Raw genomic sequence first — 20,292 nt, forward strand, 5'->3', positions numbered from 1 at the left:
TACCGACACCGGCCCGAGCGGGCAGGCGTCGCACGGTCGTCTCTGTCCTGATGTCAACCGTTGACACGGCTCAAACATTCCGTGCCGCAGGTCACACCCTGATTCCTCGGTCGGGCGGGGCCCCGGTTCAGGCCTCCTGGCCGTCCTGCTCGGTGTCCGGACGGATGTCGATCCGCCAGCCGGTGAGACGGGCGGCGAGGCGGGCGTTCTGGCCCTCCTTGCCGATCGCCAGCGAGAGCTGGTAGTCCGGGACCGTCACCCGGGCGGACCGGGCGGCGAGATCCACGACCTCCACCTTGTTCACCCGGGCGGGGGACAGCGCGTTGGCCACCATCTCGGCCGGGTCGTCCGCCCAGTCGACGATGTCGATCTTCTCGCCGTTGAGCTCGTTCATCACGTTGCGGACCCGGGCGCCCATGGGGCCGATGCAGGCGCCCTTGGCGTTGAGGCCGCTGCGCGTGGACCGCACGGCGATCTTGGTGCGGTGGCCGGCCTCGCGGGCGATCGCGGAGATCTCGACGCTGCCGTCGGCGATCTCCGGGACCTCCAGGGCGAAGAGCTTCTTCACCAGGTTCGGGTGGGTGCGCGACAGCGTCACCGAGGGACCGCGGACACCGCGGGCCACCCGGACGACGTACGACCGCAGTCGCGTGCCGTGCTTGTAGTCCTCGCCGGGGACCTGCTCCTGCACCGGCAGGATGGCCTCCAGCTTGCCGATGTCCACGAGCACGTTCTTGGGGTCGCGGCCCTGCTGGACGACACCGGTCACGATGTCGCCCTCACGGCCGGCGTACTCGCCGAGCGTCGCGTCGTCCTCGGCGTCGCGCAGCCGCTGCAGGATGACCTGCTTGGCGGTGGTCGCGGCGATCCGGCCGAAGTCGGACGGGGTGTGGTCGAACTCGCGGGGCTCCTGCCCCTCCTCGAGCTCGTCCGGGTCCTCCTTCGCCCACACGGTCACGTGACCGGTCTCCCGGTCGAGCACGACGCGCGCGCGGCGGCGGCTTCCCTCGGTCCGGTGGTAGGCGATGAGGAGCGCCGACTCGATCGCCTCGACCAGCAGGTCGAAGGAGATCTCCTTCTCCCGTACCAGGCCCCGCAGGGCGCTCATGTCGATGTCCACGGCTACGCCTCCTCGTCATTCGTGTTCTTGCGGCCGAACTCGACCTGGACCCGCGCCTTCGCGACGTCCGGGAAGGCGAGCCTGCGTGTGGTGGCCTTGCGGCCCTTGACACCGGGGACCTCCAGGTCGAGGCCCTCGTCGTCGACGCCGAGGATCCGGGCGACCAGTTCGCCGCCCTCGGCGAGCTGGAACCTGACCAGCCGGTTGGTGGCGCGCACGTAGTGCCGGTGCTCGGTGAGGGCCCGCTCCGCGCCGGGGGTGCCGACCTCGAGGGTGTACTCCGCCTCGCCCATCACGTTCGTGGTGTCCAGCTCGGCCGAGAGCGCGCGGCTCACATCGGCGATCTGGTCCAGGTCGGCCCCGGTGTCGGAGTCCACGGTCACGCGCAGCACCCGCTTGCGGCCGACGGTCTCCACCTCGATCTCCTCGAGGTCGAGCCCCTGCGAGGTGACGAGCGGCTCCAGCAGCTCTCGCAGCCTCTCGCTCTGGGTGGTGCTCATCCGGGTGACTCCTCGGCCGCGTGTGCTGTTGTGGGATAGGTCGCGTGTCAGGTCAAAGGGTATCCGGTCGCGGGGGGTGTTGCCGTCCACCGGGTGTCCCGCCCGCCGTGGCGCAGCACCGGTCGTCGGCGCGGGAGTCGGACGCGGGTACGGTGATCACACATCTGTCGGCGGGAGTTGACGGGGTGACGGAACGTCACTCCGGCCGGGCGAAGCCGTGGAGGTCCCGGCGAACCCGGCGGGAGCAGGTCCACGCCGACAGCACCAGGCACCCGCCACTCGACCGAGGACGCCCGCCGTGTCGTTGACTCCCCCGCGCCCGCGCTCCGGGCCGCGCCGAAGAACCCTGCTCGCCGCGGCGACCGGAGCGGCGGCGGCGCTGCTCGCCGCCTGCTCCGCCGGCTCCGCCCCCGGCCGTCCCGACGCCGCGCGCACCGCGACGGCCGACGAGCGGGCCCTGCTGTCCGCCGCGGCGGACAGCGCGGAACTCGCGGCCTCGTACGACGCGGTGCTGGCCGTCCATCCCGGGCTGGCCGCCCGGCTGACGCCGCTGCGGGACGCGGTGCTGCGGCACGCGGAGGCGTGCCGGGGCCAGGCCGGTCCGAAGGCCTCGCCGGCGCCGTCCGGCGGCCCGCACTCCGCGTCGCCCGCCGAGTCGCCCGTCCCGTCCGGCTCGGCCTCGGGCTCGGCGTCGGGCTCGGCGTCCGGTTCCCCGTCGGGGCCCGCGGTGCCCGGGGACGAGAAGGAGGCGCTGGGCTCGCTGGCGGGGGCCGAGCAGGAGCTGTCGGCACGCCGCACCAAGGAGCTGGACGGCCTGGGCGGTGACGCCGCCAGGCTGCTGGCCTCGGTCGCCGCGGCCGGGGCGGTCCACGTGTACCTGCTGAGGAACGACTGACCGATGGAGGGGTCCGGGATGAGTCTGGAGGCGGTTCAGGCGGCGCTGCGCGCGGAGCACGCGGCGGTCTACGGCTACGGGGTGGTCGGCGGCCGGGTCGGCGACGGGCGGCGGTCGGAGGCCCGTGAGGCGTTCGAGGCCCACCGGGCACGCCGGGACGACCTGGTCCGCGCGGTGCGGGACCTGGGCGGTGAACCGGCGGCCGCGGAGGCGGCGTACGCGCTGCCGTTCGAGGTGCCGGACGGCGAGGCGGCGGTGCGGCTGGCCGCCGAGCTGGAGGACCGGCTGGCGGCGGTCTACGCCGAGCTGGTGCGGTCCGGGCGGGGCGAGCGGCGCCGGGCCGCGGCCGACGCGCTGCGGGACGCGGCGGTCCGGGCGGCCCGCTGGCGGGGCGGCGGCGTAGCCTTCCCTGGGCTCGCCGAACGGGCGTGACCGCCGGCTCAGCAGAAGGGGAACGACTCGCGCATGGCTTTCGAACCGCCGCCGCGCCTGGTCAGGGCACTGGCGGAGACCACCGGGGGCGAGGAATGGCTGCGCGGGCTGCCCGGGGCCCTGGACAGGGCCGTCGCCGCGCTCGGCCTGACGGTGGAGCGGGTGCAGGTGCCGGGCGGGCGGAGCTCGCTGGTCGTGCTGGTGCGGCGCGACGACGGCTCCCCCGCCGTGCTCAAGCTGATCCCGCCGCGCTCCCGGCCGGCGAGTGAACGGGCGGCGCTGGCGCACTGGCACGGGCTGGGCGCGGCGCAGTTGCTGGACGCGGGGGCCGGGCCGGTCGAGGGCGCGCTGCTGCTGGAGCGGCTGAACCCGGACGTCTCGGTGCGGACGCTGCCGGAGGCGAAGGCGCTGCTGGAGGGGGCGGCGACGCTGCGGCGGCTGTGGGTCGAGCCCCCGTCCGGCCATGTCTTCGAGACGGTGGAGGAGCGCACGGGGCGGCAGGCCGAGGCCATGCGGGCCGGTGTGCGGGGTCCCGACGACGAGGCGGCGGGGCTGCTGGACACCGCGCTGGGGCTGCGGGATGAGCTGCTGGCCGACCCGCCGGAGCGGCTGCTGCTGCACGGCACGTTCCGGCAGAGCAAGGTGCTGTCCGGGGAGCGGATGCCGTGGCTGGCGGTGGGGCCGGACCCGGTGGTCGGTGAGTGCGCCTTCGACCTGGCGCGGCTGGTGCGGGACCGGGTGGAGGACCTGGTCGCGATGCCGTCGGGGGCGGCGACGACGCGGCGGCGGGTGAAGAAGCTGGCGGAGTCGCTGGAGGTGGACCGGGAGCGGCTGCGGGGGTGGACCGTCTTCCGGGCCGTCGAGTCCGGTCTCCGGGCCCGCCGCGTCGGCCGCCTCCGCGACGCCGACTGGCTCCTCGACTTCGCCACCTGGCTCTGAGCCCCCACGGGGGTCCCGTCGTGCCTCTGTGACCCTGACCGCGCCCTCGGCGGCCCGCCGAGGGCGCGGTCACGGCGGCCCCGGGTCCCCGTGACCGGCGCGGTGTCGTCGGTCGGCGGGAGCCCGGGGCCGTGGAGGGGTGACTACGCCGTGAGGCGGGCGACGGCCTCGGCGACGGGGAGCTCCTCGCGCTCGCCCGTGCGGCGGTCCTTCAGCTCGACGACGCCCTCGGCGGTGCGGCGCCCCGCGACCAGGATCTTCGGCACACCGATCAGTTCGGCGTCGGTGAACTTCACGCCCGGCGAGACCCCGGCGCGGTCGTCCACCAGCACCCTGACGCCCCGGGCGGCCAGCTGCTCGGAGACCTCCAGGGCCAGCTCCGTCTGCGCGGCCTTGCCCGCGGCGACCACGTGGACGTCGGCGGGAGCGACCTCGGCCGGCCAGCACAGGCCCTTGTCGTCGGCGGTCTGCTCCGCCAGCGCGGCCACGGCGCGGGTGACGCCGATGCCGTACGAGCCCATGGTGACCCGGACCGGCTTGCCGTTCTGGCCGAGCACGTCCAGCTTCATGGCGTCGGTGTACTTGCGGCCCAGCTGGAAGATGTGGCCGATCTCGATGGCGCGGTCCAGCTTCAGGCCGGTGCCGCAGTTGGGGCAGGGGTCGCCCTCCTCGACGACCACGACGTCCACGTAGGCGTCGACCTCGAAGTCGCGGCCGGCGACCACGTTCTTCGCGTGGGTGTGCTCCTTGTTGGCGCCGGTGATCCACGCGGTGCCGGGCGCGACCCGCGGGTCGGCGATGTAGGTGACCTTCTCCAGGCCCTGCGGGCCCACGTAGCCGCGGACCAGGTCCGCGCGGCCGGTGAAGTCCTCGGCGGTGACCAGCTCGACCGCGGCCGGCGCGAAGTGGGCCTCGACCTTGCCCAGGTCGACCTCGCGGTCGCCCGGCACGCCCACCGCGACGATCTCGCCGTCGACCTTGACCAGCAGGTTCTTCAGGGTGGCGGAGGCCGGCACGCCCAGCGAGGCGGCCAGCGTCTCGATGGTCGGGGTGTCCGGGGTGGGGATCTCCTCCAGGGCGGGCAGGCCGGCGGCGTCCACCGGGCGCAGCGCGAAGGAGACGGCCTCGGTGTTGGCGGCGAACTCGCAGTTCGGGCAGTCGGCGAAGGTGTCCTCGCCGGCCTCGGCGGGGGCCAGGAACTCCTCGGACTTGGAGCCGCCCATGGCGCCGGCGGTGGCGGCGCAGATGCGGTAGTCGAGGCCGAGGCGCGCGAAGACCTTCTGGTAGGCCTCGCGGTGCAGGGCGTACGACCGAGCCAGGCCCTCGTCCTCGGTGTCGAAGGAGTAGGAGTCCTTCATCAGGAACTCGCGGCCGCGCAGCACGCCGGCCCGGGGACGGGCCTCGTCGCGGAACTTGTTCTGGATCTGGTACAGGATGACCGGCAGGTCCTTGTAGGAGGACGCCTGGTCCTTCACCAGCAGGGTGAAGATCTCCTCGTGGGTGGGGCCGAGGAGGTAGTCGGCACCCTTGCGGTCCTTGAGGCGGAACAGCTCCTGGCCGTACTCGTCCCAGCGGCCGGTGGCGTCGTAGGGCTCCCGCGGCAGGAGGGCGGGGAGCAGCACCTCCTGGGCGCCGATGGCGTCCATCTCCTCGCGGACGATCCGCTCGACGTTGGCGAGGACCTTCTTGCCGAGCGGCAGCCAGGACCAGACGCCCGCGGCGGTGCGGCGGACGAAGCCGGCGCGGACGAGCAGCTTGTGGCTGAGGACCTCGGCGTCGGCCGGGTCGTCGCGCAGGGTCTTCGCCATCAACCGGGACATGCGCTGGACCTGGGCCATGTTTATTACTCCTGCTGCGTAAGGGTGATGGCCCCGAGGTTAGCCGGGCGGCTGGCGGCGGCGGAAATCGGTTTGCCCCCCGACGGGTGTTCGGGGGCCTGCTCAGCGGTGCAGCGGCAGCGGCGCGCCCATCACCGCGTAGGGGACGGTGGCGCTGGGGAAGTGCACGCGGCGGGCGAGGTCGGTGTAGCCCAGGGCTCGGTAGAGGCGCCGCGCGGGGCTCTCGTGGTCGATGGCGGAGAGGATCGACCGGGGCTCGTCCGCGGTGTCGGTGATCGCGGTGATCAGGGCCCGGCCGATGCCCTGCTTCTGGTGGCCGGGGTGGACGTGCAGCTCGGTGATGACGAAGGAGTCGTCCAGCCACCGGTCGTTGCCCAGGGCCCGCAGGTAGGGCTCGACGACGGTGGACCACCAGTGGGAGCGGTCGTTGGGCATGCCGTAGACGAACCCGGCGAGCCGTCCGTCGGGAGTGGTGGCGCCGAGCGCCCGGGCACCGCGGAGGGTCATGTGGCGCTGCACGATCTGCCGGCGCACCGCGATCTCGTCCTCGCCCAGCCCGAACGCCTCGGCCTGCACGGCGAGCGCCTCGTCGACCCGCGACGACAGGTCGAGGGGGGCGATGACCACGGGGCCGGAGGGGGTGTTCGGCATGTCGGGAGACTACCCGCTGACCGCCGGATGACATCCCCCGAAACCATCCGCGGAGCCGGAACCGGAGCCGGCTCCGGTCACGTGCCCGGGGCCGGAGCAGCGGGAGCCGGACCTCCGGGTCAGAACAGGACGCTCATGAAGGTGCCGGCCTCCTGGAAGCCGACGCGCCGGTAGGTGGCCCGGGCCGCGGTGTTGAAGTCGTTGACGTAGAGGCTGGCCACCGGAGCCACGTCGCGCAGGGCGTATCGCAGGACGGCGGCCATCCCGGGCGCCGCGTGGCCCTGGCCGCGGTACTCGGGGGCGACCCAGACGCCCTGGATCTGGCAGGCCTGGGGGGTGGCGGCGCCGATCTCGGCCTTGAAGACGACCTTGCCCTCGTCGTCGAGGCGGGCGAAGGAGCGCCCGGTGGAGACGAGTTCGGCCACCCGCGCCTGGTAGAGGAGTCCGCCGTCGCCGGCCAGCGGGGAGACGCCGACCTCCTCGGTGAACATGGCGACGCAGGCCGGGAGGATGGTCTCCATCTCGTCCTTGCGGATCCGCCGCACCCGCGGGTCGGGGGCCGGGTCCTCGGGCACCCGGTCGGTGACCATCAGCGGCTGCCGGGCGCGGACGTCGCGGGCCGGGCCCCAGTGGGGCTCGAGCAGCCGCCAGAGCTCGGACGTCGGTCCGGCGGGGCCCACGATGGAGGAGCAGCGCCGCCCGGCCCGGCGGGCCCGGTCGGCGAAGGCGCGTACGGCGCGGGGCGTGGCGCAGATGGGGACCAGGTTGGCGCCGGCGTAGCAGAGGGAGGTGAGGACGCCGTCCTCGTACCAGCCCCACATCTCGCCGCCGAGGCGCCACGGGTCCAGCCCGGCGACCCGGACGCGCGCGGCCACGAAGGCGTTCGTGACCGGCTCGCGGTCGAGGACCGCGAGCGCCGCGTCCAGGTCGTCGGGTTCCAGGACCCTGGTGGTCGTCTGCGTCAACACGGGGAGGGCCTCGCCATACGATCTGCCGGTTTCCGCCACTGTACTTGCCGCCCGGCGGACGCGCCGCCGGGTCGTGCGGGGCTGCGGATCCCTCCCTGGTGCCCCGTGGCGGGGCGGGATATCCCGGTCAGCCGGCGACGGAGACGGTGGGCTCGCCGGAGGCGGCGCCGTCGGCCTCCATCTGCTCGGCCAGCTTCATGGCCTCCTCGATCAGGGTCTCCACGATCTTGGACTCGGGCACGGTCTTGATGACCTCGCCCTTGACGAAGATCTGGCCCTTGCCGTTGCCGGAGGCGACGCCGAGGTCTGCCTCGCGGGCCTCGCCCGGACCGTTCACCACGCAGCCCATGACGGCGACGCGGAGCGGGACCTCCATGCCGGTGAGGCCGGCGGTGACCTCCTCGGCCAGCTTGTAGACGTCCACCTGGGCGCGGCCGCAGGAGGGGCAGGAGACGATCTCCAGGGTCCGCTGGCGCAGGTTGAGCGACTCGAGGATCTTGATGCCGACCTTGACCTCCTCGACCGGAGGAGCGGACAGCGAGACGCGGATGGTGTCGCCGATGCCCTGGGAGAGCAGGGCGCCGAAGGCCACGGCGGACTTGATGGTGCCCTGGAAGGCCGGACCGGCCTCGGTGACGCCGAGGTGCAGGGGGTAGTCGCACTGCTCGGCCAGCTGGCGGTAGGCCTCGATCATCACGACCGGGTCGTTGTGCTTGACCGAGATCTTGATGTCGCGGAAGTCGTGCTCCTCGAAGAGGGACGCCTCCCACAGCGCGGACTCGACCAGGGCCTCCGGCGTCGCCTTGCCGTACTTCTTCAGCAGGCGCTGGTCGAGGGAACCGGCGTTGACGCCGATGCGAATCGGCGTGCCGTGGTCCCTGGCGGCCTGCGCGATCTCCTTGACCTTGTCGTCGAACTGCTTGATGTTGCCGGGGTTGACCCGGACGGCCGCGCAGCCCGCCTCGATGGCGGCGAAGACGTACTTCGGCTGGAAGTGGATGTCGGCGATGACCGGGATCTGCGACTTCCTCGCGATCACCGGCAGGGCCTCGGCGTCGTCCTGCGTCGGGCAGGCCACGCGCACGATCTGGCAGCCGGAGGCGGTGAGCTCGGCGATCTGCTGGAGCGTGGCACCGATGTCGGAGGTCCGGGTCGTCGTCATGGACTGCACCGAGACGGGGGCGTCACCGCCCACGGCCACCGTTCCGACCTGGATCTGACGGCTCTTCCGGCGCTCGGCGACCTTGGTCGGAACGGACGGCATGCCGAGTGAAATCGCAGTCATCTGCTGTGCAACCCCATGGTGTGATCAAGCTCGAGGTGTGTCGACACGCTCGAGGCCCCGGTTGGGCTCCGGGATCCGAGATTACGGCACCGCGCGAGGGCCCGGCACGCCCGCTCCGAGCAAATACCCCCAAGAAGGGACCTGACGGAGGAAACGGACGGCCGGGCTCCGGCGGTCAGGAGATGCGGACCGGGTTGACCACGTCCGCCACGCCCACCAGCAGCGTGAAGCAGACGAACACGGCGGCCACGACGTACGCGACCGGCATCAGTTTGGCCACGTCGAACGGGCCGGGATCGGGCCGCCGCAGGACCCGGGCGACGTTACGCCGGACGGATTCCCACAGGGCTCCGGCGATGTGCCCGCCGTCGAGCGGGAGCAGCGGCAGCATGTTGAACAGGAACAGCGAGAGATTGAAGCCGGCGACCAGGGAGACGAAGAAGCCGACCTGCTGGCTGGCGGGGATGTCCAGGGTGAAGACCTCGCCACCCACCCGGGCGGCGCCGATCACGCCCATCGGGGAGTCGTCCTCGCGGGGTCCGTCACCGAAGGCCGCGTCCCACAGGGCGGGGACCTTGGAGGGCAGGGCGATCAGCCCGTTGACGCCGTCCTCGACCCGGTCGCCCATCCAGACGACGGAGTCGCCGAAGTCCTGGCGGAAGATGCCGCTGGCCGGGGCGAAGCCGAGGAAGCCGGCGTTCACGTACTCGCCGCGGACCGGCATGCCCCGGTCGTCCTTCTTGGCGACCTTGTTGGTGGTGATGTCGGCGCGCAGGGTGAGCCGCTCGCCCTTGCGCTCGACCACGACCGGGACGTCCTGCTCCCCGGCTCGGGTGCGGATGGCATCGGAGAGCGCGTTCCACTCGCCGGTGGCCACGCCGCCGACCGAGAGGATCTTGTCGCCCGCCCGCAGGCCCGCGGCGGCCGCGGGGGCCGCCGGGTCGCCGTCCCGGCACTCGTCGCGGTTCTCGCTGGCCGCGATCACGCACTTCTGCACCGAGCTGACGACGTTGGTCTCCTCGCGGATGCCGAAGCCCATGAGGTAGACGAAGAACAGCGCGACGGCCAGGACCAGGTTCATGAAGGGTCCGGCGAACATCACGATCACGCGCTTCCACGGCTTGCGCGTGTAGAACATGCGGTTCTCGTCGCCGGGCCTGATCTCCTCGTAGGCCGCCGAGCGGGCGTCCTCGATCATGACCCGCCAGGGCGAGGTGGACCGGGCCTCGACCCGGCCGTCCTTGCCGGGCGGGAACATGCCGATCATCCGGATGTAGCCGCCGAGCGGGATCGCCTTGATCCCGTACTCGGTCTCGCCCTTCTTCCGCGACCAGATGGTGGGGCCGAAGCCGACCATGTACTGCGGCACGCGGACGCCGAACAGCTTGGCCGTCGACAGGTGTCCCAGCTCGTGCCAGGCGATCGAGATCAGCAGGCCGACGAAGAAGACGACCATGCCGAGCACGAACATCAGGGTGGTGGTCATCCACGCGCCTCCGCGCTCGTCAGTTCCCGGGCCCGGGCCCGTGCCCAGGTCTCCGCCTCGAGGACGTCGGGCAGGGTCAGGGAAGTTCCCGCGGCCGGCGTGCCGTGCTCCTCGACCACCCGGACGACCGTCTCCATGATGGCGGTGAACGGCAGCCGGCCGGCCAGGAACGCCTCCACGCACTCCTCGTTGGCGGCATTGAACACGGCCGGGGCCGTTCCCGCGAGCTCGCCGACGTGCCGGGCGAGGTCCACGGCCGGGAAGGCCTCGTTGTCGAGGGGGAAGAACTCCCAGGTGGAGGCCCGGGACCAGTCGAAGGCGGGGGCGGCGTCCGGGACGCGCTCCGGCCAGGCGAGGCCGACGGCGATCGGCCCCCGCATGTCCGGCGGGGTCGCCTGGGCCAGCGTGGAGCCGTCGGTGAACTCGACCATGGAGTGCACGTACGACTGGGGGTGGACCACGACCTCGATGCGGTCGAATGGGATGTCGTAGAGGAGGTGCGCCTCGATGACCTCCAGGCCCTTGTTGACCAGGGTCGCCGAGTTCACGGTGATCACCGGGCCCATCGCCCAGGTGGGGTGTGCCAGCGCGTCCTCGACGGTGACGGCCGCGAGCTCGGCCTTGCTGCGGCCGCGGAACGGACCGCCGGAGGCGGTCACCACCAGCTTGCGGACGTCGGCGCGGGTGCCGGCGGCGAGCGCCTGGAAGAGCGCCGCGTGCTCGGAGTCGACCGGGATGATCTGCCCCGGCTTGGCGACCGCCTTCACCAGCGGGCCGCCCACGATCAGCGACTCCTTGTTGGCCAGCGCCAGCGTCCGCCCCGCCTCGAGGGCGGCCAGGGTGGGGGCCAGGCCGATGGAGCCGGTGATGCCGTTCAGCACGGTGTGGCACGGCGAGGCGGCGAGCTCCGCGGCGGCGTCGGGGCCCGCGAGCACCTCCGGCAGCGGCTCGGACCCGTACCGCGCGGCGAGCGCCTCGCGCAGCTCGGCGGCCTTGTCCGCCCTGGCCACCGCCACCGTCCGCACCCGCAGCCGGTGGGCCTGCTCGGCGAGCAGGTCGACCCGCCCGCCGGCGGCGGACAGCGCGGTCACCCGGAACCGGTCCGGGTTGCGGAGCACGAGGTCGATGGCCTGGGTGCCGATCGACCCGGTGGAGCCGAGGATCACCACGTCCCTCGGCCCGTCGGACGGATCGAAGACGAGATGGGGGTCGGCGAGCGGGGCAGGACTGTCAGTCATCCCCCCATTGTGGCCCCCGGCCACCCCGCCCGGAGGCCGCCCCGGTGTGATTCGGGGCGGCGTCCGGACGGTCCGGGTCCGCCGGGTCCTCAGAGGGCGAGGCCGGTGAGCACCAGGACGCGCTCGTAGGTGTAGTCGTCCATGGCATAGCGCACGCCCTCGCGGCCCACGCCGGACTGCTTGGCGCCGCCGTACGGCATCTGGTCCGCGCGGTAGGACGGCACGTCGCCGATGATCACACCGCCGACCTCCAGGGCGCGGTGGGCGCGGAAGGCGGTCTGCAGGTCGTGCGTGAAGACGCCCGCCTGGAGGCCGTACGGCGAGTCGTCGACGGCGGCGAACGCCTCCGCCTCGCCCTCGACCCGCTGCACGGTCAGCACCGGGCCGAAGACCTCCTCGCAGGAGAGGGTGACGCCGTCGGGCACGCCGGCCAGCACGGTCGGCGCATAGGTGGCGCCGTCCCGGACACCGCCGGTGAGCAGCTCGGCGCCGGCCTGGACGGCCTCGTCGACCCAGGACTCGACGCGCCTGGCGGCGTCCTCGCTCACCAGCGGGCCGACGTCGGTGGCGTCGTCGGCGGGGTCGCCGGTGACCTGGGCCTCGACCTTCTCCACGATCAGCGGCAGGAGGCGGTCGTACACGGCGGCGTCGGCGATCACCCGCTGCACCGAGATGCAGGACTGGCCGCCCTGGTAGTTGGAGAAGGTGGCGATGCGGGTGGCCGCCCACTCCAGGTCCGCCTCGCTCGCCCAGTCCGCGAGGACGACGGCGGCGGCGTTGCCGCCGAGCTCCAGGGTGCAGTGCTTGCGCGGCACGCTGTCGCGGATGGACCAGCCGACCGGGCCGGAGCCGGTGAAGGAGATGACCGGCAGGCGCTCGTCCTGGACCAGCGCCGGCATCCGGTCGTTGGGCACGGTCAGGACGGACCAGGAGCCGGCCGGGAGGTCGGTCTCGGCCAGGATCTCGCCGAGGACCAGTGAGGAGATCGGCGTCGCCGGGGCGGGCTTGAGGATGATCGGGGCGCCGACCGCGATGGCCGGGGCCACCTTGTGGGCGCTCAGGTTGAGCGGGAAGTTGAACGGGGCGATGCCCAGCACGACGCCGCGCGGGATGCGGCGGGTGAGGGCCAGGCGGCCGGTGCCGCCCTGGTCGGTGTCGAGCCGCTGCGCCTCGCCGGCGTTCCAGCGGCGGGCCTCCTCGGCGGCGAGCCGGAAGACGGAGATCGCCCGGCCGACCTCGCCGCGGGCCCACTTGACCGGCTTGCCGTTCTCGGCGGAGATCAGCTGCGCGATCTCCTCGGTGCGCTCGGTGAGGCGGCGCGCCACGTGGTCGAGGGCGGCGGCGCGGACGTGCGCCGGGGTGGCGGCGAACTCGTCCCGCACGGCGTGCGCGGCGGCGACGGCCTCCTCCACCTGGGCCTCGGTGGGGACGCTGACGGTGCCGACGGTCCGGCCGTCGTAGGGGTTGGTGACGTCGAACGTCTCGTCGCCGGTGGCCTCGCGGCCGGCGACCCAGAAGGCGTGGGTGGTCATGCCCACCACGGTATGACGGGGCCGGCGGACGCCGACCTGGCCCGGTTGGAGCGGTGGTCGTCGGTTTTACGCCACTTCGGCGGGGCAGGACCGTGCGAGAACCGCGGGACGCGGCCGCCGGGCCACTACATTGAGCCCCGGTACATGTGAACACGCGCCGCACTGGGGGCCCTGATGGACACCGACGGTACGCAGGACACGCATCCGACCCACCCGCCGCGTCCCCGGCACGCCCCCTCGGTGGAGGCCGCCGGTCCGGCGCCGTCCCCGACCGCCGGCAGCGCCTTCCTGTCCTGGCTGCGCACCCCCCGCCCCGAGGCGTCGCCGGGCGTCTGGCGGTTCGGGCACCGGCCGCGCCCGGAGCAGGAGCCGGACGCCACGCCGACCCGGCAGCTGGTGACCGGAGCGGCGATCGCGTTCCTGGCCGGGTGGCTGGTCTGGTCCTTGCTCTACAACGGCTACCTGGGCAACTGGTGGCTGTGGCCCTACTACGCCATGGCCCCGCAGAGCCTCACGCAGCCCCAGCCGGGCCAGCACGGCGACCAGGTGTGGGCCTCGCGGCTGGCGGACCTGTACTACCTGCTGGTCGCCGGGTTGATCCTGGCCTTCGTGGCCCGGATGGGCCGCTGGCCCGAGCTGTGGCGCCGCGTCGGACCGTCGGCCTGGCGGGCCCGGAAGCCGGCCGCCGTCCCGGCCACCGAGGAGGACCCGGCGCTCTGGGCCGAGCTGCGGGGCGCGGGGTCGCCGGAGGCCGTGGCCGCCGCCGACCGGCTCGCCGCGGACGCCCGGGCCGGGGTGATGCGGGACATCGACCACGTCCGCCTGACCCGCGCCTGGCAGAGCGTGCGCGCCGGCCGGCTGCCGCTGGGCACGTTCACCGACGCCGTGCTGCGGGACGGCGCCGCCGCCTGCCCGCACCCGTCCGGCGCCCGCGACCTCCCGGTACGCACCGCCCGGCACGACCTGCTCACCGGGCAGGTGCGGGTGGGCGCCGCCGCCGACGACCCGCGCAACCCGTACGCCTACCGCGAGGCCGGGGTGGCGCTCGCCCCCGACCTGCTGGCGACCTCGCTGGTGGCGGTCGGCCCGTCCGGCGCGGGCAAGACGTCGTCCCTGATCCGCCCGGTGGCCGAGTCGCTCACCCTGCACGCCCTGGCGGGCCGCGCCGCGGTGGTGGTGGTCGGCACCGACGGGGCGGGGCTGGGCGCCACCGACGCCTACGACGTCGTGATCCGGATCGGCGACCCCGGCTCCCCGCACGACCTGGACCTGTACGGCGGCGCCACCGACCCCGACGAGGCGGCCGCGGTGCTCGCCGAGGCGCTGGCCGGGGACCTCGCCGATCCGCAGGGTCCCGCGGAGGGCGGGCGGCGCGCGGCGACGGTGCTGGCCCAGCTGCTCGGCCCGTTCCGCGCCGTCCACGACCGGTTCCCGTCGGTGCCGGAGCTGCGGGCGCTGCTGGACGGCGACCCGGCCCCGCTGGCCGCGTTGCGCGAGGCGCTGGGGCGGGATCCCGCGCACGGCTCGCTGGTGCGGGAGCTCGACGCGCGGGAGCGGCAGGCGGGGCGGCACGGGGACGCGGCGCCGCTGCTGGCCGACCGGATCGCGCTGCTGGACCGGCCGGCCTTCGCGGGCTTCTTCGACACCACCGGGCGGACCCGGCCGTTCTCGCCGCGGGCCCTGGACCACCCGGTGCGGGTCCGCGTCGACCTGCCGCGGCACGGCCACGCGGAGGCCTCCCGGATCCTGGCGCGGCTGGTCCTGGCCCAGTTCGCGGCGAGCGTGGCGGTCCGGCAGGACCGGTCGCTCTTCGCCTGCCTGGTGCTGGACGAGGCGGCCGGCGTGGTCACCGGGGAGGCGGTGCGGGCGGTGCAGCGGCTGCGGTCGGTCAACGCCGGCGTGGTCCTGGCGCTGCGCACGCTGGACGACGTGCCGCGGGCGCTGCGCGGGCCGCTGCTGGGGTCGGTGGGGTGCCGGGTGGCGCTCTCCGGGCTCACGCCGTGGGACGGGCAGGACTTCGCCGAGGTCTGGGGCAAGGAGTGGACCGAGGCGCGGGACGTCACCGACCGGCAGATCGTCGCCGAGACGCCGGCCGGGAAGGCGGTGCACGCCCTGCGGAGGGTGATCACGGGGCACGCGCCCACCGCGCGGGCGGTCACCGTGCGGCAGGTCGAGCGGGAACGCTGGTCCGCCTCGGACCTGGCCCACGGTGTGCCCCCGGGCCACGCCGTCATCTCCTTCACCACCCCGACGGGCGACCACACCCCTCCGCTGCTGACGGACCTCCGCGGGTAACCGGGCCGCCCCGCCGCTCCGACCGGGCCGGAAGCACCGCAAAGGCCCGGTCGAGGCGGACAGTGCGGCAGAATCGAGGTGGGGACTGCTCCAGTCCGGCCAAACGCACGACAGGATCATCATGCCGCCCACCCTCGCCTCCCTCCTGCACCACTCCGCCCTCCGCCTCACCCTCCGGGCGGGCGAGGGGACCCGGCTGGACGTCCCCGTGCGGTGGGCGCACGTGAGCGAGCTGCCGGACCCCGTGCCCTACATGGAGGGCGGCGAACTCCTGCTGACCACCGCGCTGAAGGTGGACGCCGAGGACCCGGCGGAGGCCGACCGGTACGTCCGCCGCCTCGCCGGAGCCGGTGTGGTCGCCCTCGGCTTCGGGGTGGGGGTCAACTACGAGAAGACCCCGCAGCCCCTGGTGGACGCCGCCGTCGAGCACGGCCTCCCGCTGCTGGAGGTGCCGCGGGCCACACCGTTCCTGGCCATCAGCAAGGCCGTCTCCGCGGCCATCGCCGCCGACCAGTACCGCGCGGTGACCGCCGGTTTCGCCGCCCAGCGGGAGCTGACCCGCCGGGCGCTGGGAGACGGCCCGGAGGGGCTGTTGGCCGCCCTGGCCTCCCAGGTCGACGGCTGGGCCGCGCTCTACGACGCGTCCGGCGCCGTGGTGGCCGCGGCCCCCGACTGGGCCGGACGCCGCGCCGCCCGCCTCACCCCCGACGTGCAGCGGCTGCGCGACCGGCAGACCCCGGCCACCGCGGTGATCGCCGGCCAGGTGGCGGAGGACGAACGCAGCGCGGCGGGCGACCGGAGCGACGGCGGCGTACGGAGTGACGGCGGCGTCCGGGGCGGCGGCCAGGGCGAGGACCGCGTGGAGCTGCACACGCTCGGCACCGGACGCCGCCCGCGCTCGGCGCTCGCCGTCGGCACCGCGGCCCCGCTCGGCACCGCCGAGCGCTACGCGGTGCACTCCGCCATCGCGCTGCTCACCCTCACCACCGAGCGCTCCCGCTCCCTCCACGAGGCGGAGCAGCGGATCGGCGCCGCCGTGCTGCACATGCTGCTCTCCGGCGAGGCCCAGCACGCCCGGACGGTCGCCGGCGACCTGTACGGCGGGCTGCTGGACGCCCCGTTCCGTGTGGTCGTCGTCGAGGGGCGCGGCGAGGAGCTGCCCGCCGCGCTGGAGGCGGCCGCCGCGTGGGCCGGTGAGCCGGTATTGGTGGTGCCGGAGGCCGAGCAGGGCCGGCTGGTGGTGCTGGCGGCGGACGGTGGTGCCGCCCTGGCCGCCTGTGCGGAGCAGGCGGCGGCCCTGGAGTCCGCCACGGAGCGCGGCGCCGCCGCCCCGGCCTTCGGGGTCTCCGCCCCGGCCGGACCGACCAGTGTGGCCTCGGCGTACAAGCAGGCCGTGCAGGCCCTGGCGGTGGCCCGGCGCCGGGGCCGGGTGCTGGTCGAGCACGAGCACCTGGCGGCCGGCTCGGTCGTCCCGCTGCTCGCCGACGACGCCGTGCGCGCCTTCGCGGAGGGCCAGTTGCGGGCGCTGCGGGACCACGACGCCACCGGACGCGGCGACCTGGTGGCGTCGTTGCGCGCCTGGCTCTCCCGGCACGGGCAGTGGGACGCGGCCGCCGCCGACCTGGGCGTCCACCGGCACACGCTGCGGTACCGGATGCGCCGGGTGGAGGAGATCCTGGGCCGCTCCCTGGACGACCCGGACGTGCGGATGGAGCTCTGGCTGGCCCTGAAGGCCACCGGCAACGGCCACGGCAACGGGACCGGCAAGGGCGGGACCGGCAAGGCCGACGGGACCGCCCACGGCGGCGGAGCCTCCCACGGCGGCAAAGCCGGCCACGGCAACGGGCCCGGCCGTCCCACGGGACAGGGCGGCAAGCACGGCGGCGACGGCTGAGCCCCCGCGGCCGAGCCCGAGCCCTCCAGCCGCACCTCCGCCCCCGCACTGCGCCTCGGCGGACAAGGCGACGCGCCGAACGCTCCCCCGTGGAGCATGCTCACCCCGCTCCGTGGGCCCTAGCCTGCGAGCAAGGAGGGAAGCGTCCGCCTGGCGGCAGAGCCGGCAGCGACACCACGGCAGAGCCGCCGGCGACACAGCGGCACCGCCGCAGGGCGACAACCCCCGACCGTCCGCACGACCCCAGGGAGTCCCCCATGACCACATCCTCGCTGCCGCAGGAGCGTCGCCTCGTCACCGCCGTCCCCGGCCCGAAGTCGATCGAGCTGCAGTCCCGGCGGGCCGCCGCGGTGGCCCAGGGCGTGGGCTCCACCCTCCCGGTGTTCGCCTCCCGCGCGGACGGCGGCGTGATCGAGGACGTCGACGGCAACCGCTTCATCGACTTCGGCTCCGGCATCGCCGTCACCACGGTCGGCGCCTCCGCCGAGGCCGTGGTCCGCCGCGCCTCCGCCCAGCTCGCCGACTTCACCCACACCTGCTTCATGGTCACCCCGTACGAGGGCTACGTGGCCGTCGCCGAGGCCCTGGCCGAGCTGACCCCGGGCGACCACGCCAAGAAGTCCGCCCTCTTCAACTCGGGCGCCGAGGCCGTGGAGAACGCGGTCAAGATCGCCCGCGCCTGGACCAAACGGCAGGCGGTCGTGGTGTTCGACCACGGCTACCACGGCCGCACCAACCTCACCATGGCGCTGACGGCGAAGAACATGCCGTACAAGCACGGCTTCGGCCCGTTCGCCCCCGAGGTGTACCGGGTGCCGGTGGCCTACGGCTACCGCTGGCCCACGGGCGCCGAGAACGCCGGCCCGGAGGCCGCCGCCCAGGCGATCGACCAGATCGTCAAGCAGGTCGGCGCCGAGAACGTGGCCGCGATCATCATCGAGCCGGTGCTCGGCGAGGGCGGCTTCATCGAGCCGGCCAAGGGCTTCCTGCCCGCGATCCGCGAGTTCGCCTCCGACAACGGCATCGTCTTCGTGGCGGACGAGATCCAGTCCGGCTTCTGCCGCACCGGCCAGTGGTTCGCCTGCGAGGACGAGGGCATCGTCCCGGACCTGATCACCACCGCCAAGGGCATCGCCGGCGGTCTGCCGCTGGCCGCGGTGACCGGCCGCGCCGAGATCATGGACGCCGCGCACGCGGGCGGCCTGGGCGGCACCTACGGCGGCAACCCGGTGGCCTGCGCCGCCGCGCTGGGCGCCATCGAGACGATGAAGGAGCTCGACCTCAACGCCCGCGCCCGGGACATCGAGGAGCTCATGAAGGGCCGCCTGCGGGCGATGGCGGAGAAGTTCGACGTCATCGGCGACATCCGCGGCCGCGGCGGCATGATCGCCATCGAGCTGGTCAAGGACCGCGCGACCAAGGAGCCGGCCGCGGATGTCGCCGGCGCCGTCGCCAAGGCCTGCCACCAGGAGGGCGTGCTGGTCCTCACCTGCGGCACCTACGGCAACGTGCTGCGCTTCCTGCCGCCGCTGGTGATCGGCGACGAACTGCTGAACGAGGGCCTCGACGTCCTGGAGCAGGCGTTCGCCGCGCGCTGAGCACCGGCGGGCTCTCCGCGAGGGGTCTCTCCGGGAGGCGTGGGACCCCCGCGCCGGGAGAGCCTGTGAAGAAGGTGTGCGGGGTGGATGTCGGGAGGGGCGGGTGTCTGTCCCGGCCTCCGGTCGTGCCGTAAGTTCGGTGCGGATGAGAGACACCCTGCATCCGCGGTTCGCCGCGGATCGTCCGGGTCGGGGTTTCCCCAGCCTCGGCCTGACCGTGCCTCGCGCACGCCCGGAGACCTGACGCCTCCGGGTTCTCCTCACCGATCGGACGGCCGTCCGCCCCAAACCCCCCGGGGCGCACGGCACCCGATCCGGGCCGTCACTTCACGGCGGTCCTCCGAAGGGCCGGCACACATCCCCCCTTGTGCCGGCCCTTCGGCATGTCCGGCACCCTGGTGGCGTGCCGACCACTCCCCCGCGCCCCCGCCACGCCGCCACGCGGTGGCTGCCGTTCTCGCTGCTGCTCGTGCTGTTCGCGCTGGTGACCTGGCAGGTCGCCGTGGAGGGGCCGCTGGCGCGGGCCGACGAGCGGCTGGGGCGGGCGGTGATCGAGCGCTCCGGGTTCTCCGGGTTCCTCGCGGACCTGGGCAACGTGGAGGTGGCGCTGCCGGTGCTGGTGGCCGCCGCCGGGTACGCCGCGCTGCGGGCCCGCCGGGCGGGGCGGACGCGGTGGTGGGCGGCCCTCGCCGTGGCCGGCGGGGCGGCGGTGGCGGTGCCGCTGGTGGTGGGACCGCTCCAGGCGCTGTTCGCTCGGCCGGGACCGCCGCCGATGGCTCCGGACACGGGTTTCTACCCGTCCGGTCACGCCGCCACGGCCGTCGTCTTCTACGGGGTGGCCGCGGTCCTGCTCCTCCCCTGGCTCCGCCGGCGCGGGGTGCGGCTGGCCGCGTGCGCCGCCGCCGCGGCCCTGGTCGCGGCCACGGCGGTGGGGCTGGTGGTCCACGGGTACCACTGGCCCCTCGACGTCGTCGGCAGCCTCACCGCCGGTCTCGCCGCCCTCACCGCGCCCCGTGCCGGTGGCCGGGGCCGGGCGGCGTCCGCCGCGGGGGTCAGCCCTCGCTGAGGTTCGCGGCGGCCTCGTGCATGGCGATCTCCAGGAGCGCCGGGTCGGTGAGCAGGCCCGTGCCGTCGGGCGGCACGAGCCACCGCACGCGGCCGCCGCCCCGCCGCCCGGGGTGCGGGACGACGATCCAGGTGCCCCTTCCCGCCGCCCGGACCCCCGTGCCGAGCCACCGCCCCGCCGTCCCCGGCGGGACGAGGAACCCGACCCGGTCCTCGTCGAACCCGGCCAGGACCGGCCCCGGCCGGTCGAGGCAGCGCCGCAGCACGGCCAGCGTGGCGTGCCCCAGGGCGCCCGGCAGTATCAGCACGTCCCACGCCCTCCCGGCCGGCAGCAGCGCCACGCCGTCGGCGCGCCGCTCCCACTCCCGCCGGCAGGCGGCCGGGTCGGGGGCGACCGCCACCAGCCATTCGACCGCCCGCCGCACCGCAGCCGTCCCGTTCATCCGCGGACCTCCTCTTTCCCCGGGTGCCGCCAGCCGTGCGGCACCGTCCGGTGGGAGAGAGGAGGTCGCGCGCCGGTCATTACGCGACTTCCCCACAGTCACCCTTTCGGGTG

17 protein-coding genes are annotated in these 20,292 nt (G+C 74.5%); 7 read left to right on the forward strand and 10 right to left on the reverse strand.

The annotated features are described in order from the left end of the window. Window positions 1–127: 127 nt before the first annotated feature. Window positions 128–1,120 (reverse strand): transcription termination factor NusA, encoded by a 993-nt coding sequence (nusA, locus tag ACWD3O_RS06815; RefSeq protein WP_451412024.1) that lies wholly within the window; start codon window positions 1,118–1,120, stop codon window positions 128–130. Window positions 1,121–1,122: 2 nt separating this feature from the next. Next, window positions 1,123–1,620, reverse strand: coding sequence for a ribosome maturation factor RimP (gene rimP, locus ACWD3O_RS06820; protein WP_451412025.1), 498 nt, complete (start codon window positions 1,618–1,620; stop codon window positions 1,123–1,125). 298 nt (window positions 1,621–1,918) lie between these two features. Between rimP and ACWD3O_RS06825 the strand changes: the two genes are divergently transcribed. Genes ACWD3O_RS06825 through ACWD3O_RS06835 form a run of 3 tightly spaced genes read left to right on the forward strand, consistent with a single transcriptional unit; the run spans window position 1,919 to window position 3,886 of the window. Next, complete coding sequence (locus ACWD3O_RS06825) at window positions 1,919–2,515, forward strand: hypothetical protein (protein WP_451415069.1); 597 nt, start codon at window positions 1,919–1,921, stop codon at window positions 2,513–2,515. Between the two features lie 18 nt (window positions 2,516–2,533). Further along, the gene (locus tag ACWD3O_RS06830; protein WP_451415070.1) at window positions 2,534–2,947 is read left to right on the forward strand and encodes a DUF4439 domain-containing protein; all 414 of its coding nucleotides are present in this window, start codon (window positions 2,534–2,536) and stop codon (window positions 2,945–2,947) included. A 33-nt stretch (window positions 2,948–2,980) separates the two neighbouring features. Then, on the forward strand, window positions 2,981–3,886 hold the full coding sequence (locus ACWD3O_RS06835; protein ID WP_451415071.1) for an aminoglycoside phosphotransferase family protein: 906 nt from the start codon (window positions 2,981–2,983) through the stop codon (window positions 3,884–3,886). A 143-nt stretch (window positions 3,887–4,029) separates the two neighbouring features. On the opposite strand, the gene ACWD3O_RS06840 is transcribed toward ACWD3O_RS06835, so the two are convergent. The 7 genes from ACWD3O_RS06840 to ACWD3O_RS06870 all read right to left on the reverse strand — a co-directional run bounded on the left by ACWD3O_RS06840 (window position 4,030) and on the right by ACWD3O_RS06870 (window position 12,884). Further along, the gene (locus tag ACWD3O_RS06840; RefSeq protein WP_451412098.1) at window positions 4,030–5,730 is read right to left on the reverse strand and encodes a proline--tRNA ligase; all 1,701 of its coding nucleotides are present in this window, start codon (window positions 5,728–5,730) and stop codon (window positions 4,030–4,032) included. Window positions 5,731–5,826: 96 nt separating this feature from the next. After that, on the reverse strand, window positions 5,827–6,375 hold the full coding sequence (locus ACWD3O_RS06845) for a GNAT family N-acetyltransferase (RefSeq protein ID WP_451412029.1): 549 nt from the start codon (window positions 6,373–6,375) through the stop codon (window positions 5,827–5,829). 119 nt (window positions 6,376–6,494) lie between these two features. Continuing rightward, the gene (locus ACWD3O_RS06850) at window positions 6,495–7,343 is read right to left on the reverse strand and encodes a GNAT family N-acetyltransferase (RefSeq protein WP_451412030.1); all 849 of its coding nucleotides are present in this window, start codon (window positions 7,341–7,343) and stop codon (window positions 6,495–6,497) included. Window positions 7,344–7,470: 127 nt separating this feature from the next. Next, the gene (gene ispG, locus ACWD3O_RS06855) at window positions 7,471–8,628 is read right to left on the reverse strand and encodes a flavodoxin-dependent (E)-4-hydroxy-3-methylbut-2-enyl-diphosphate synthase (RefSeq protein WP_451412031.1); all 1,158 of its coding nucleotides are present in this window, start codon (window positions 8,626–8,628) and stop codon (window positions 7,471–7,473) included. Between the two features lie 175 nt (window positions 8,629–8,803). Then, entirely contained in the window at window positions 8,804–10,099 is a 1,296-nt protein-coding gene (locus tag ACWD3O_RS06860; RefSeq protein WP_451415217.1) for a M50 family metallopeptidase, read from the reverse strand. An 11-nt stretch (window positions 10,100–10,110) separates the two neighbouring features. Next, the gene (dxr, locus tag ACWD3O_RS06865; RefSeq protein WP_451415072.1) at window positions 10,111–11,352 is read right to left on the reverse strand and encodes a 1-deoxy-D-xylulose-5-phosphate reductoisomerase; all 1,242 of its coding nucleotides are present in this window, start codon (window positions 11,350–11,352) and stop codon (window positions 10,111–10,113) included. An 89-nt stretch (window positions 11,353–11,441) separates the two neighbouring features. Further along, window positions 11,442–12,884 carry an aldehyde dehydrogenase family protein gene (locus tag ACWD3O_RS06870; protein ID WP_451412033.1) on the reverse strand — a complete coding sequence of 481 codons (1,443 nt, stop codon included), beginning with the start codon at window positions 12,882–12,884 and terminating at the stop codon, window positions 11,442–11,444. A gap of 174 nt (window positions 12,885–13,058) precedes the next feature. Here ACWD3O_RS06870 and ACWD3O_RS06875 point away from each other — a divergent pair, with 174 nt between their 5' ends. The 4 genes from ACWD3O_RS06875 to ACWD3O_RS06890 all read left to right on the forward strand — a co-directional run bounded on the left by ACWD3O_RS06875 (window position 13,059) and on the right by ACWD3O_RS06890 (window position 19,737). Further along, a complete protein-coding gene (locus ACWD3O_RS06875) occupies window positions 13,059–15,179 on the forward strand; it encodes an ATP-binding protein (protein WP_451415073.1) in 2,121 nt (706 codons plus the stop codon). 121 nt (window positions 15,180–15,300) lie between these two features. After that, window positions 15,301–17,073: a PucR family transcriptional regulator gene (locus ACWD3O_RS06880; RefSeq protein WP_451415074.1), complete on the forward strand. Its 1,773-nt coding sequence runs from the start codon at window positions 15,301–15,303 to the stop codon at window positions 17,071–17,073. A 257-nt stretch (window positions 17,074–17,330) separates the two neighbouring features. Then, window positions 17,331–18,671 carry a 4-aminobutyrate--2-oxoglutarate transaminase gene (gene gabT, locus ACWD3O_RS06885; protein ID WP_451415075.1) on the forward strand — a complete coding sequence of 447 codons (1,341 nt, stop codon included), beginning with the start codon at window positions 17,331–17,333 and terminating at the stop codon, window positions 18,669–18,671. A 403-nt stretch (window positions 18,672–19,074) separates the two neighbouring features. Further along, a complete protein-coding gene (locus ACWD3O_RS06890) occupies window positions 19,075–19,737 on the forward strand; it encodes a phosphatase PAP2 family protein (protein ID WP_451415076.1) in 663 nt (220 codons plus the stop codon). Here ACWD3O_RS06890 and ACWD3O_RS06895 read toward each other — a convergent pair. Continuing rightward, on the reverse strand, window positions 19,724–20,179 hold the full coding sequence (locus ACWD3O_RS06895; RefSeq protein ID WP_451415077.1) for a hypothetical protein: 456 nt from the start codon (window positions 20,177–20,179) through the stop codon (window positions 19,724–19,726). The genes ACWD3O_RS06890 and ACWD3O_RS06895 overlap by 14 nt on opposite strands. Between the last annotated feature and the right edge of the window lie 113 nt (window positions 20,180–20,292).

Source organism: Streptomyces sp. NPDC002640, from assembly GCF_053592575.1.